12 protein-coding genes are annotated in these 12,789 nt (G+C 67.0%); 3 read left to right on the forward strand and 9 right to left on the reverse strand.

Annotation, left to right across the window (positions count from 1 at the left end; genetic code table 11):
• Positions 1-22: 22 nt before the first annotated feature.
• Positions 23-988: a tripartite tricarboxylate transporter substrate binding protein gene (locus tag CDO44_RS08800; protein ID WP_087779846.1), complete on the reverse strand. Its 966-nt coding sequence runs from the start codon at positions 986-988 to the stop codon at positions 23-25.
• A gap of 114 nt (positions 989-1,102) precedes the next feature.
• Between CDO44_RS08800 and CDO44_RS08805 the strand changes: the two genes are divergently transcribed.
• Entirely contained in the window at positions 1,103-2,056 is a 954-nt protein-coding gene (locus CDO44_RS08805) for a LysR family transcriptional regulator (RefSeq protein ID WP_087779847.1), read from the forward strand.
• A gap of 61 nt (positions 2,057-2,117) precedes the next feature.
• Here the strand turns inward: CDO44_RS08805 and CDO44_RS08810 are convergent, their stop codons facing one another.
• The 6 genes from CDO44_RS08810 to CDO44_RS08835 form a co-directional block, all read right to left on the reverse strand.
• Positions 2,118-3,083, reverse strand: coding sequence for an isopenicillin N synthase family oxygenase (locus CDO44_RS08810; protein ID WP_087779848.1), 966 nt, complete (start codon positions 3,081-3,083; stop codon positions 2,118-2,120).
• 75 nt (positions 3,084-3,158) lie between these two features.
• Positions 3,159-3,959 (reverse strand): ABC transporter permease, encoded by an 801-nt coding sequence (locus CDO44_RS08815; RefSeq protein ID WP_087779849.1) that lies wholly within the window; start codon positions 3,957-3,959, stop codon positions 3,159-3,161.
• A gap of 4 nt (positions 3,960-3,963) precedes the next feature.
• Positions 3,964-4,740 carry an ABC transporter ATP-binding protein gene (locus CDO44_RS08820; protein ID WP_087779850.1) on the reverse strand — a complete coding sequence of 259 codons (777 nt, stop codon included), beginning with the start codon at positions 4,738-4,740 and terminating at the stop codon, positions 3,964-3,966.
• Positions 4,737-5,648, reverse strand: coding sequence for a LysR family transcriptional regulator (locus tag CDO44_RS08825; protein ID WP_087779851.1), 912 nt, complete (start codon positions 5,646-5,648; stop codon positions 4,737-4,739). Before CDO44_RS08825 ends, CDO44_RS08820 begins: the two co-directional genes overlap by 4 nt.
• On the reverse strand, positions 5,645-6,670 hold the full coding sequence (locus CDO44_RS08830) for an adenosine deaminase (RefSeq protein ID WP_087779852.1): 1,026 nt from the start codon (positions 6,668-6,670) through the stop codon (positions 5,645-5,647). Before CDO44_RS08830 ends, CDO44_RS08825 begins: the two co-directional genes overlap by 4 nt.
• A 136-nt stretch (positions 6,671-6,806) precedes the next feature.
• Positions 6,807-7,916: an ABC transporter substrate-binding protein gene (locus tag CDO44_RS08835; protein ID WP_087779853.1), complete on the reverse strand. Its 1,110-nt coding sequence runs from the start codon at positions 7,914-7,916 to the stop codon at positions 6,807-6,809.
• 248 nt (positions 7,917-8,164) lie between these two features.
• Here CDO44_RS08835 and CDO44_RS08840 point away from each other — a divergent pair, with 248 nt between their 5' ends.
• Positions 8,165-8,626 carry a (2Fe-2S)-binding protein gene (locus tag CDO44_RS08840; protein ID WP_087779854.1) on the forward strand — a complete coding sequence of 154 codons (462 nt, stop codon included), beginning with the start codon at positions 8,165-8,167 and terminating at the stop codon, positions 8,624-8,626.
• 9 nt (positions 8,627-8,635) lie between these two features.
• Positions 8,636-10,816 (forward strand): xanthine dehydrogenase family protein molybdopterin-binding subunit, encoded by a 2,181-nt coding sequence (locus CDO44_RS08845; protein WP_087779855.1) that lies wholly within the window; start codon positions 8,636-8,638, stop codon positions 10,814-10,816.
• Positions 10,817-10,882: 66 nt separating this feature from the next.
• Here CDO44_RS08845 and CDO44_RS08850 read toward each other — a convergent pair whose 3' ends face one another.
• Together CDO44_RS08850 and CDO44_RS08855 are read right to left on the reverse strand one after the other, a co-directional pair.
• Positions 10,883-11,614: a class II aldolase/adducin family protein gene (locus tag CDO44_RS08850; RefSeq protein ID WP_087779856.1), complete on the reverse strand. Its 732-nt coding sequence runs from the start codon at positions 11,612-11,614 to the stop codon at positions 10,883-10,885.
• A 41-nt stretch (positions 11,615-11,655) separates the two neighbouring features.
• A complete protein-coding gene (locus tag CDO44_RS08855; RefSeq protein ID WP_087779857.1) occupies positions 11,656-12,648 on the reverse strand; it encodes a tripartite tricarboxylate transporter substrate binding protein in 993 nt (330 codons plus the stop codon).
• Between the last annotated feature and the right edge of the window lie 141 nt (positions 12,649-12,789).

A 12,789-nucleotide genomic window follows, 5' to 3' on the forward strand; every position in this document is an offset into this window, starting at 1 on the left:
GTGGAACGGTTCCGTGCTCGGCTCAATTGGCAGTGATGCCGGCCTGTTTGACGATCGGTCCCAGGCGTTGCAGGTCCTGGCGCAGCGCGCGGCCGAGTTCGGCGGCAGGCAGGGCGACGCTCTCGAATCCCATGGCGTTCATCCGTTCCCGCATCGCGGCCGATTGCAAGCTCTTGTTGATGCCGGCATTGAGCCGATCGACGATGGCCGGATCCGTGCCTGCCGGTGCAAAGATGCCATGCCAGCCGGCGGCCACTTCCATGCCGTCGACGCCGGCTTCCTTGAATGTCGGTACGTCCGGGAAAATGGGTAGCCGGTTGGGGCCGATTACGGCCAGCGCGCGCAATTTGCCGGCCTGTATGTGGGACATCGCCGTGCCGGAATCGAACATGAAGTCGATCTGGCCCGCGAGGAGGTCGTTCAAGGCGGGTGCGATGCCCTTGTAAGGGACGTGGGTGGCGCGAGTGCCGGTCCGTATGGCGAGCAGCTCCGCCGCGACCTGCGGCAGCGATCCGTTGCCGGACGATCCGTAGTTCAGTTCTCCTGGCCGTGCTTTCATCGCGGCGACCAGTTCCTTCAGCGTGGCCGCCTTGATGCTCGGGCCGACCACCAGGACCATGTTGAGTCCGGCCGTCATGGCCACGGGGACGAAATCTTTCTCGGGATTGAAGGGGACGCGTTCCAGGACGAAGGGATTGAGGGTGAACGTGCTGGAACTCAGCATCAGCAGCGTGTGTCCGTCGGGCGCGGCGGTCTTGACATGCTGGGCGGCGATGTTGCCGTTGGCGCCGGGCCGGTTCTCGACCACCACCGGCTGTCCGAGCGTCTTGCCGAGATCCGCGGCGACGGCCCTGGCTATGGCATCCACCGAACCGCCGGCCGCCGTCGTGACCACGATGCTGACCGGGCGGTTGGGAAAGGCCGCGGGCTGGGCGGCCAGGGAAAGAGGCATACAGAGCAAGAACAAGCCGAACAGTCGGACTGGCATGGCGACTCCTGGTTCAGCGGCCGGCGCCGCGAGGCGTATGGGAAAGCCAGTGTAGGTTGCCGTCCGGCCTCGATTCGCCTACATTTACTTAACTTTCAGTTAAGGTGAATACCCATGCCGCGCGTCCTGACCAGCCGCCACCTGCGCGTATTCGCGGCGGTCATGAAGAGCCGCAACCTGGCCGAGGCCGCCCTCAAGCTGGGCGTGTCCGAGCCTGCGGTCAGCAAGATCCTCCGGCTCCTGGAGCACGAGACGGGCGTGGCCTTGTTCGATCGCTCGGGAGGGCGCTTGCGGCCCACGGCCGCTGCCAAACAGTGGTTGCCTCATGCCCACCGGGCGGCCCAGCAACTGGATTTCGCCCTCGACATGGCCTATACGCTCGCGCGTGGAAAGCAGCGCCGGGTGACCATCGCGGCGCATGCGCCGCCGTTGATTGCAATCGTGCCCGAGGCGGTCAGCAGGCTGCGGCGCGAGATGCCGGACGTGGAGGTGGACCTGAGAGTCGAGACGCCGCACGACACGCTGGAACTGGTCGCCCACCAGGAGATAGACGTGGGTGTCACCAACCAGCCGCTGCCGCAGTCCGCCAGCAACCTCGAACTGTGCGAACGGCGCACGATCTCGGAGGACCTGCTGGTGGCGGCGCTGCCGCCCGGGCATCGGCTTGCCGGACGTGCGCTCATCCGGCCGGACGACCTGCTGGGCGAGACCCTGATCGCATTGCCGGACGATTCGCCGACCACGATCCTCGTCGAGGCGACGCTCGAAGAGTCCGGCGTGCGTGTGCGTGCGCCGGTGCTGGCGAGGAATTCGCTGGCGGCGTGCGCCCTCGTGCGCGAGCAGGTCGGCATTGCATTGATCAATCCTTTGCTGCTGGCGGGCGGCATTTTCTCCGATATCGTAGTGCGCCCCTTCCGGCCCCGCATCGTGCTCTGGACCGAGGTGTACTACTCGGCCGTGCGCCCGCTCTCGGCCGAGGCAGCGGCGCTGGTCGGCCACGTGCAAGCGGTCGCGGCCGGTCTGAAGGGGCGATCATTGGGTGCATCCGCGCGGCGCGCGCGCGGGTGAGCGCTCCACCTGAGGTTAACTTCCGGTTAGGCTACGGTGGAGCGTTTGCGGGGCCGCGGGATCAAGCCTTGTACTTCTGCACCTCGCGGAAGCGCTTGACCAGATAGTCGCCGGACTTGATCGGTTCGTATTTGGGCGGATTCGTTTCCGACTGGAAGTTGGGCAGGCAGCGCACCGGCGCGTCGTAGTCCAGGTTGAAGAAGGTGGGAATGGAGAACCGTTCCCTGCCGGTGCGGTTCACGACGCGGTGCAGGTTGGACACATAGGTGTCGTTCGTCCAGACCTTGACCATGTCGCCGAGATTGATGACGAAGGTGCCTTCGATATACGGCGCGGCGATCCATTCGCCGTCGCGCTTTTTCAGCTCCAGCCCGCCTATCGGATCCTGGGTCAGGATGGTGATCATCCCGTAGTCGGTATGAGGCGCCACGCCCAGCGCCTTCTCCACGTCCGGGATCTGCGGCGGGTAGTGGAAGAGGCGGCTCTGCACCATGGGCTTCTTGCACCATTGGAGGAAAAAGCCTTCCTCCTGGTCCAGGGACCGCGCGAACAGCCGCAGCAAGTCCTTGCCCAGCCGCAGCGTATGGTTGAAATACGCTTCCGCCGCGGGCCGCAGCCAGGGAGCGCAGTCCGGCCAGCGGTTGGGGCCGTGCAGGGGGCGGCCCGCCACGACGTCGGGATCGGTCAGCGGCAGGTCCATCGCGAATTCGTAGCTTTCCTTGAGGTCCGGGTCGTAGCCCGGATGCTGGTTGATGCCATAAGGCATGAAACCGCGGCGGAACCGTTCATCGATCTTGTCCGCCAGCCGGATCTCTTCCGGAATGTCGTAGTAGCGGCGCGTCGCGTCGAATATGCCGGAGATGACCTCCTCCGGCACGCCGTGGCCGGCTACGTAGAAGAAGCCCGTGCCCTGGCAGGCCGCGCGCATTTGCGCGACCAGCTCGTCGGGCGGGCCGCCGGCCAGCCAGGAGGAAAGGTCGAGGATGGGGACTTCGGTGGTTGAGGCCTTGCGGGGTGCTTGCAGCATGATGGGCTCCTCGTCGATGAAGGCGCCTGGCGCCTTCTCCTTGTGATCGAAAATGGGCGCAGCCGTATCCTGGGCTCAGGCGCCGGTCAGGTCGGCGAACGAGTCCGCCCAGAAAATCACCTTGCGGGCGATGGTCTTCATGGCGATGTGCAGGCCGATACCGATGACCGACAGCACCACCAGGATGGCGAATACGCCGGGGGTGTCGAGCGAAAAATTGCGTTGCAGGATGAGGTATCCCAGGCCGGACTGGGAGCCCACGAATTCGCCCACGATGGCGCCGATGACGGCCAGTACGATGCCTATGTCCAGGCCGACGAAGACGTAGGGCAGGGACTGGGGCAGCCGCACCATGCGGAACACTTGCCAGCGGGAGGCGGTGAATGCCAGCATCAGGTCGATCTGGTCGCGCGGCGCCGAGCGCAGGCCGACGATGGTGTTGGCCAGCACGGGAAAGAAGACGATGGTGGCGGTAATGACGATCTTGGACGCCGCGCCGAAGCCGAACCACACCACGAACAGCGGCGCGACCGCTACCTTGGGCATGGCCTGGAAGGCGACGACGTAGGGGTAGAGCACGGCTTCGAGCAGGGACGACTGCCCGATGGCCGCGCCCAGCAGGAAGCCCGCCGCCGCGCCGATGGCAAAGCCCACCAGGATCTCGTAGAGCGTGACGCCAAGGTGCTCCCAGTACTCCCCGGTCGCGAAGCCGGCATACAGCGATTTCGCCACGTCCACGGGGCCTGGAAAGACCAGGGGCGAGACCTCGAACACGCGCAGGCCGAAATGCCAGGCCAGCATGACGAGGACGAAGAAGGCGGCGACCAGCGTGCGGCGGCCGTTCGGAGTCTGGGAATAGGATACGAGGTTGGGCATGAGGTCAGTCCAGTCCGCCGACGGCTTGGAGGTTGCCGCGTATGCCGGATACGTAGGCGCCGAAAGCGTCCGAGTTGATGATGTCCAGGGGGCGGGGCTTGGGCAGGTCGACGTCGACGATCTGCGTGACCCGTCCCGGCCGGGGCGACATGACTACCACGCGGTCTCCCAGGAACACCGCTTCGGGAATGCTGTGGGTGACCAGCATGATGGTGGTGCCGCTGCGCTCCTTGATGCGCAAGAGCTCCAGGTTCATCGTTTCCCGTGTCATGGCATCGAGCGCGCCGAATGGTTCGTCCATCAGCAGCACCTTGGGATCGTTGACCAGGGCGCGGGCGATGCCGACCCGCTGCTGCATGCCGCCCGAGAGCTCGCCGGGATACTTGGTCTCGAAGCCCCGCAGGCCGACCATGTCCAGGTACTCGCGCGCCTTGGCGGTAGCACCGGCCATGTCGCGCTGCTGGATCTGGGCCGGCACCAGCACGTTCTGCAGCACCGTCCGCCAGGGCAGCAGCACCGGCGCCTGGAAGACCACGCCTATGTCGCGGCTGGGGCCGGATACCGGCACGCCGCCCATGGACACCGTCCCGGCGCTCGGGGTCTCCAGGCCAGCCAGGATGCGCAGCAGCGTGCTCTTGCCACAGCCGCTGGGGCCGACCACGGTCACGAATTCTCCGTGGCGCACGTCGAATTCGACGTCATGCAGGGCGATGACGTCTCCGCCGTCCTTGCTGCGGAACGACTTGTTGATGGAAGAAAAGCCAAAGGCGGCGGCAGTCACTCTTGCTCCAGTTGTTTCAGGGTCTCGACCAGGTTGTCGATGAAGGCGAGGGTGGAGACGGGAAGATTGCGTCCCCGCCGCACGCACAGGGTCAGGCGCTGCGGCTTGACGCGGGAGTCCTTCAGCGGCACGTAGCGGTAGCCGAGCGGCGCCTCCCGCTTGTAGGTCAGTTCTTCGTTCACCAGCGAGACCGCCAGGCCGGCCGTGGCGGCGCTGCGCAGCAACTCGTAGGAATTGGAGACCAGCACGGCGCGCGGGCGGATCTTGGCCCTGGCGAACATTTCGTCGTAGTCGCGCTTGGAGCCGATGCTGGCATCGGGCAGCGCCAGCCCGTAGTCGGCGCAGTCGGACAGCTTGACCCACTCGCGTTCGCAGAGGGGATGGCCCGCGCTCACCAGGACACGGGTAGGCAGCAATCGCTCGTAGATGTGCCGCACGTCGGTGACCGGGGGCGGGTTGAAGGCCAGGGAGGCCTCGAGTTCGTCGTCGGCCACCATCTCGACCAGCCGCGGCGTGCCGTGTACCTGGACCTGGTAGGTGATACCGGGATACCGCTGGTTGAAGCTCGCCAGGAAATCGGGAATGAAGTCGCGGGCGAAGGTCTCGGGCGCGCCGAAACGGATCTGGCCGCGGCGCAATTGCTTGAGCGCCTCGATATCGGAGCGGACGCGGTCGATTTCGTTGCCCACCGTCTGCACGAATTGCATCAGCAGCTCGCCGGCGGCGGTCAGCCGCAGCGTGGTGCGCCCGCGGCCGCGCTCGAGCAGCGGCGCGCCCAGGTCTTCTTCCAGCGCCGCGATCTGCCGGCTGATGGCCGACGGCGCGACGTAGAGGCTGTCGGCAGCCGCCCGGAACGAGCCGCTGCGCACCACTTCGGCAAAGTACCGGAGCGCGGTGGTCGAGATCATGGTGCCTCGGCGGCCGCGCGCCAGGCATCGATGTCGGCCAGCAGCGCCGCCTGCCGCTCGGCGGGCAGGAACGAGGCCCGTATGCTGTTGCGGGCCAGCAGCGTGAGATCGTCGATGTCCAGGCCGAGCGCCTCGTGGCAGGCGAGGTAGTTGTCGTTGACGTAGCCGCCGAAGTAGGAGGGGTCGTCGGAGTTGACCGTGGCATTCAAGCCTGCCCGCAGCATCGTCGCGAGCGGGTGGCGCGTCATGTCCTCGACCACGCGCAGCCGCAGGTTGGACAGCGGACAGACGGTCAGCGGCGTGCCCCGCGCCGCCAGCTCGGCCACCAGAGCGGGATCGTCCAGGCAGCTGTTGCCGTGGTCGATGCGGTCCACCTGCAGCAGCTCCACCGATTCGCGCACGTAGCTGGCCGGACCTTCCTCGCCCGCATGGGCCGTGACGCGAAAGCCCCGCTCGCGGCAGGCGGCGAAGAAGCGCGCGAACTTGGACGGCGGGTTGCCCACTTCGGCTCCGCCCAGGCCATAGCCGAGGATGCGGTCGCGCCACGGCTCGGCCGCCTCCAGCATCGCCAGCGCGTCTTCCTCCGGCAGGTGGCGCTGCGCGCCGAGGAGCAGCCCGGAGGTGATGCCGTCCTCGCGCTCGGCGGCATCCATTGCCGCCAGGACGCCTTCGAGCACGGTCTCGAGCGCGACACCGCGGCGCGTATGCCCCTGCGGACCGATGAACATCTCGGCGTGCCGGACGCGGTCGGCATGGGCCCGGCGCAGATAGGCGCGAGTGACGTCGTGGAAGTCGCGCTCGGTCACCAGGACCCTGCAGCCGTCGTAGTAGAGGTCCAGAAAGGACTGCAGGTTATGGAACCGGTAGGCCTGCCGCACCTCCTCGACCGTTTTCCAGCGCAGCGGGACGCCGTTGCGCGCGGCCAGCTCGAACATCAGCTCGGGCTCGATCGAGCCTTCGATGTGCATGTGCAATTCGGCCTTGGGCAGCCCGGCCACGTAGCGCGCAGCGTCTAGTGCCATGTCAGTTCTCCAGGTCGCTGTGCGCCAAGTGCGACGCATGAAAGTACGCTGCCCGATCCAGGGCACAGCGGATCCGGCTTTGCCGGTCCGCCAGTGCCGCCCCCTGGGGGGCGCGCGTCAGCGCGTAGGGGGGCTTTCACTTGCAGGCCTTGGCGTCGGCGATGATCGCCTCGTGGTCGAAACGGTTGACGGCTTCGATGAATCCGGGCTTGTCGATGATGAACGTGGCGGCCGGCAGGGTGCGCTTGATCAGCTTTTCCTGGAACATGAAGTCCTGGAACCGGCCGTAGGCGCCCAGGTCCATGGCGCCGATGAGCTTGCCGCCATTCATCTTGTGCGCATCGCGCATGGTGTCGAGCTGGGCGTTCAGCAAGGCCAGGTCCCACTTGGCGAGCGTGGCTTCATCGGCCCCGGTGGGCTTGGTGCTGGGAAAGGCGGCCCAGTGGACCTTGCGCGCGCAGTCGGGATTGGTCATGGCGAACAGCCATCCCTTGGCGGCGCCGCGCGCGATGGCCTCGACCATGGCGGGGTCGGAATCGATGGTCTTCTGCATGGTGCCCAGCGTGAAGTCGGGCATGCTGCGCCAATCCGGGGAGCGGAAGACCCGCAGCTTGGCCCCGGCATTCTCGAACCCGGTCAGCGCCGATTGCCAGAACATCAGGCCCTGCACGCGGTTGTTCTTGAGGGCGTCCAGCGCGGGCGCGCCGGCGCCTACGGCGATGATCTGGACCTCGGTGTCGGGATTCACGCCGTTGTTGCGCAGATAGCCCTTGAGCAGCGGATAGCCGCCCGTCGCCAGGCTGACGATGCCGATGCGCTTGCCCTTGAATTCCGACACCTTCTTGATGGGGCTGTCGTCCATGACCGCCACGCCCCAGTCGATGACGCCGGTGCCCAGGATGCCTCGCACGGCCAGGTTGGCGTCGGTATTGGCCTGGATCAGGCCGGTGGAATTCAGCTGTGCGAACTGGATCCCTCCGGTGGCGAGCTGCTGCAGGCCTTGCGCGGAACCGGACACCCCTATGACTTCCACGTCGTAGCCCTCGTCGCGCCAGTACCCCTTGGCGATCGGAAGCATCAGCCAGGGATAGGCGACGTTGAGGACCTGCGTGCCGACGGTGATGGTGACTTTCTTGAGCGGCTTGGCGGGAGCGGCGGCCGTGGCCGTGGCGGCGGAGACGGCGAGGCAGGCGGCGGCAAGCCCGGCCAGTGCGCGGGGCAGGCGGATCGAGAGCGAGCGGGGCATGTGGGGTTCCTTGGGGGAGGGAGCGCAAGGAATCTACCACGCGGGTTAGTTGACAAAAAGAAGCGTATTGCGAACATGATGTTGCCAAAATAAGAACATAACGGTCCAGGCGCGCGCTTTCGCGGAAAATGGATGAACGTGCTCAAAATTTGTGGAATTTGCTTCACTCCTCCGGTAGGATCGGCGTGACGCCGAGCCATGGCGCGAGGTCATGCCCAGGAGAGGCCAGGCAATCCAAGGAGGAGTCCGTGATCGAATTCATGCTCAATGGCAAGCAGGTGTCGGCCGACGTCGCCGACGACAAGCCCCTGCTGTGGGTGCTGCGGGAAGACTTCCAGCTCACCGGCACCAAGTTCGGATGCGGCATGGCGCAGTGTGGCGCCTGTACGGTGCATTTCAACGGGCAGCCCACGCGTTCGTGCGTCCTGCCAGCGGCTGCCGTCAAGGGCGCATCCGTCACCACCGTCGAAGGGTTGATGCGCACGGACGCCGGCCAGGCGCTGCGCAAGGCCTGGGTCGCGCACCAGGTGCCGCAGTGCGGATACTGCCAGTCCGGCCAGTTGATGACTGCCGCCGGCATGCTGGCCGGCGCGGACGGACCGCTGTCGCGCGAGCAGGTGCTCGAAGGCATGGCGGGTAACCTGTGCCGGTGCGGCACCTATAACCGGATCGCGGACGCGGTCGTCAGCGTCCAGAAATCGGCGACCTAGGAGGCAGGCATGGAAACGAACAAGCTATCCCGCCGTGCCTTCATCGCCGGCTCCGGCTCGGTCGCCCTCGGAGTCATGCTGGGCGGATGGACGGGGGCGCGCGGCGGCGCCAGCCTGCTGCTGCCCGAGGCGGCCGCGGCGGACGCATCCTTCAGCCCCGTTGCCTGGGTCAGCCTTGCTCCCGACAACACGGCCGTGATCTATTCGCCCGCTTCCGAAATGGGGCAGGGCACGATGACCGCCATTCCCATGATCGTCGCCGAGGAAATGGAACTGGACTGGCACAAGGTGCGGGTGGAGCAGGCGCCCGCCGATCCCCGGCGATTCGGCAATCCGGGATTCGGCGGAGCCATGGTGACGGGCTCCTCGCGCACGGTCAAAGGCTATTACGACGCCCTGCGCCTGGCCGGTTTGCAGGCCAGGCTCGTCCTCGTCCAGGCGGCTGCCGGGAAATGGGGCGTGCCGGCCGCTGACATCCGCGCGGAGCGCAGCACGCTCATCCACGTGCCCACCGGGCGCCGCATGGCCTACGGCGACCTGGTCGACGGCGCGCGGGTGCCGGCGGAACTGCCCAAGGTGGACAAGAGCATGCTCAAGCCCATGTCGGCCTTTGCCATCATCGGCAAGGACCTGCCGCGGGTGGAGGTGCCGGCCAAGTCCGACGGCTCCGCCGCGTTCGGTATCGACGTGCGCCTGCCGGGCATGCTGTGGGCGGCCATCCTGCATGCGCCCGTGCAGGGCGAAAAGCCGCTCGCGGTCGTCGATTCCGCGGCCCTCGCCGTGCCGGGCGTCAAGAAGGTCGTGCGGTTGCCCGCCGGGGTTGCCGTGGTGGCCGACTCCTTCGCCACCGCCCGCAAGGCGCGGGACCTGCTGGAAGTGAAGTGGAGCGAAGAAGCCAAGGCCCGTTCCTACGATAGCGAGGCGGCGCTCAAGGAATTCGCGGCCCGCGCCGAACGGCTGGACGAAGGGGGAGCCGTCTGGCACAAGCATGGCGACGCGGCGCAGAAACTGTCGGGAGCCGCCCGCGTCTTTCGGGCCACGTACACCACCGACCACGTCGCCCATGTCACCATGGAACCCATGAACTGCACCGCACGCGCCGAAGGCGAAGCGATCGAGATCTGGGTGCCTTCGCAGTCGCCGTCCGGGGTGATCGGCATCGTGGCCGCGGGGGCCGGCTACAAGCCGGAGAACATCAAGGTGCACATCACGCTGCTGGGCGGCGGCTACGGCCGGCGCGCCGAGGCGGACTACAGCCTGGACGCGGCGCTGCTGGCCAAGGCCATGCCGGGCGTGCCGATCCAGGTGATCTGGACCCGCGAAGACGACTTCCAGCGAGCGCGGCCCCGTCCAATGACCGCGCAGCACCTGGTGGCAGGCATCGACGCAGAGGGACGCATAGTAGGCTGGCGCCACCGCCTGGTGTCCGAGGGCATCGTGGCCCGTACCGCTCCAGCCGCCTACCAGAAATCGGGCGGCAGGGACGCCCCGGTGATGGAAGGCGCGGACGGCGTCTACCAGATCGCGGACCAACTGGTCGAGCATTGCCGCGAGCAGCGCGGCGTGGACGTCAGCTTCTGGCGGGCCGTAGGGGCGGGCTATACCAAGTTCTCCATCGAGACATTGATCGACGAGATCGCCGGCGCGGCGGGCAAGGATCCGCTCCAGTACCGGCTCGATCTGACCTCGGATACGCCGCGCGCCCAGGCGGTGCTGCGCGAAGCGGCCGCCATGGCGCGTTGGGGCGGTTCGCGCAAGCCCGGCCATGCATTGGGATTGGCTTTCTCGGACGCATGGAGCACGTTCATCGCCATGGTGGCCGAGGTCTCCATGAGCGAGGGGCGGCCGGTGGTCCATCGCCTCTGGGCCGCGGTCGATTGCGGCCATGCGATCAGTCCTGCCAACATCAAGGCCCAGGTCGAGGGGGCCGCGCTGTTCGGCCTGTCGGCCGCCCTGGGTGAAAGGCTGGTCTACAAGGGCGGCCAGGTGCAGCAGCACAACCTGGACACGTATCCGCTCTTGCGCGCGAACCAGGCGCCCGTGGTGGAGGTGACGGTATTGCCGACGGATAACCCGCCGGGCGGCATGGGCGAGGTCGGCCTGCCACCCGTGGCGCCGGCCGTGGCCAATGCCGTGGCGAGGTTGACCGGCAAGCGCCTTCGCAACCTGCCATTCCCGCAGACCATCTAGGCCACGGGGCCGACCGGCCGTCGAGGCAAGCCGAATCGGCTTGCTCCCCGGCTGGTCCATTCCGGCTCAGCCCTCCATCGCCTTCTTCTTCCACAGCTCCCACGGCCGGAACATCACGCCCGCCATCATGGCGTCGGCCTTGGCCGCTTCTTCTTCGCTCAGGTAGGTGATCTCGCCGCCCAGCCCGATGGCCTTCTGCTGCAGGGCGGCGTTGGTCTCGGTGTACATCGCCCGGTACACGGCGATGCGCACGTCCGCGCCCACCGCCACGAATCCGTGGCCGCGCATGAGCGACACGTTCTGCTGGCCCAGCGTCTTGGCGAGCTCTTCGCCGTGCTCGCGGCAGCGCACCAGCAGGTCGGTGGAGCCGAAGCAGCAGCGTATGTCGAAGACCGGCGCGCCGCCCGAGAGGAAACCCGCCATGTGATAGATGGGCCGCAGCCGAACCGAGGAGCCGGCGAACGGGATCACCGAGGGCGAATGGCTATGGACTACCGCGTTCACGTCCGGCCGGGCCCGGTAGATCTCGCCATGGATGTACCGCTCGAGGTAAGGCGTGCGCGTGTCGCCGCCGACCGCGTCGGAGTTCGCGTCGAATTCCATGATGTCGGCGGCCGTAACCAGCTCGGGTGCCAGCGAGCGCGACAGCAGGAAGTGTCCGGGCCGCTCGGGATGGCGGATGCTGACGTGGCCGAAGCCGTCGAGCACGTTGTATTTCGCCAGCACGCGGTTGGCGACGACCAGGTCGTCGACGTGCTGCTCCAGGGGCGCGCCGGCGGAGGAGGCGGAATTGGACATGCGTGGTTCCTCTGTGATGGAAAAGGGTGGGCGCTGCGGCGCTATTCCAGCTTGATGCCGGCCTGCTTGGCCAGTTGGGAATACATGGCGAGGTCCTTGCGCACCTGTTGCGCCATGCCGTCGGCGCCCAGGGCGTCGACTTCGTAGTAGCGCGCCTGGAATTCCTGCCGCAGCTTGGGATCCTTGAGCGTGGCGAGCACCGCCTGCTCGATGCGGCTGCGGACGTCGGCCGGCGTCGCGGCGGGGGCGAACAGGCCGAACCAGACCGTGATGTCCAGGTCCTTGAACTCGGGAGTTTCCGACAGGGCCGGAACTTCGGGCATGAAGGAGAGGCGCTTGGCCGAGGCCACGGCCAGCAGGCGCAGCTTGCCGGTCTTGGCGTGCGGCGCCATGTTGGGAATAGTGCTGAACAGGATCGGCACCTGGTTGCCCAGCGCGTCGCTGACGGCCGGGGCGCAGCCGTTGTAGGGTACGTGCACCATGTCGACCTTGGCCGACTGGTTGAAGGCCTCGCCGGCGAAATGCTGGGGCGATCCGTTGCCGCACGACGAGTAGTTGGCCTTGCCGGGGTGGGCGCGGACGTGCTGCACCAGTTCCGCGGCCGTCTTGGCGGGATAGCCGCTGTTCACGCCTACCGCCACGGGCGAGGACACGAGCATGGCGACGGGTTGCAGGTCCTTCTGGACGTCGTAGCCCTGGGTGAAGTTCAGCGCGGCATTGATCGTCATGGTGCTGTTGGTCAGCAGCAGGGTGTAGCCGTCGGCCGCGGCGCGCGAGACGTAGTTGGCGCCGATGTTGCCCGACGCGCCCGCCCGGTTGTCCACGATGACTGTCTGGCCGTTCAAGTGGCGGGTGACGTTGGTGGCCAGCATGCGGGCGATGGTGTCGGCGCCGCCTCCGGCCTGGAACGGCACGACGATGGTCACCGGACGGGAAGGGTAGGCGCCCGGCTGCGCGAAGGCGGGGGCGGCGAAAGCGCCGGCGAGGGCGAGCGCGAGCACTGTCCGGCCCGCACGGACCATGTACTGGGTCATGGTGATGTCTCCTGTCTTGCGCCGGAGGGAAAGCGCGGCCGGCGTCCGCTCGATGGGGAATATGGCGCAGAGTGTATGGATCGATTTACGTCGAATCAATCTCGATTGCATAATCGATGTATCACCCACCCACCGCGCCCT

Source organism: Pigmentiphaga sp. NML080357 (assembly GCF_002188465.1).
In the GTDB taxonomy this organism is placed as follows: Bacteria; Pseudomonadota; Gammaproteobacteria; order Burkholderiales; family Burkholderiaceae_B; genus Pigmentiphaga.

Bases quoted from the DNA above. Each gene is read 5' to 3' on its own strand.
- CDO44_RS08850 (WP_087779856.1), bottom strand. From the start codon at position 11,614: ATGTCCAATTCCGCCTCCTCCGCCGGCGCGCCCCTGGAGCAGCACGTC.
- CDO44_RS08825 (WP_087779851.1), bottom strand. From the start codon at position 5,648: ATGATCTCGACCACCGCGCTCCGGTACTTTGCCGAAGTGGTGCGCAGC.
- CDO44_RS08810 (WP_087779848.1), bottom strand. From the start codon at position 3,083: ATGCTGCAAGCACCCCGCAAGGCCTCAACCACCGAAGTCCCCATCCTC.
- CDO44_RS08835 (WP_087779853.1), bottom strand. From the start codon at position 7,916: ATGCCCCGCTCGCTCTCGATCCGCCTGCCCCGCGCACTGGCCGGGCTT.
- CDO44_RS08800 (WP_087779846.1), bottom strand. From the start codon at position 988: ATGCCAGTCCGACTGTTCGGCTTGTTCTTGCTCTGTATGCCTCTTTCC.
- CDO44_RS08815 (WP_087779849.1), bottom strand. From the start codon at position 3,959: ATGCCCAACCTCGTATCCTATTCCCAGACTCCGAACGGCCGCCGCACG.
- CDO44_RS08830 (WP_087779852.1), bottom strand. From the start codon at position 6,670: ATGGCACTAGACGCTGCGCGCTACGTGGCCGGGCTGCCCAAGGCCGAA.
- CDO44_RS08855 (WP_087779857.1), bottom strand. From the start codon at position 12,648: ATGACCCAGTACATGGTCCGTGCGGGCCGGACAGTGCTCGCGCTCGCC.
- CDO44_RS08805 (WP_087779847.1), top strand. From the start codon at position 1,103: ATGCCGCGCGTCCTGACCAGCCGCCACCTGCGCGTATTCGCGGCGGTC.
- CDO44_RS08845 (WP_087779855.1), top strand. From the start codon at position 8,636: ATGGAAACGAACAAGCTATCCCGCCGTGCCTTCATCGCCGGCTCCGGC.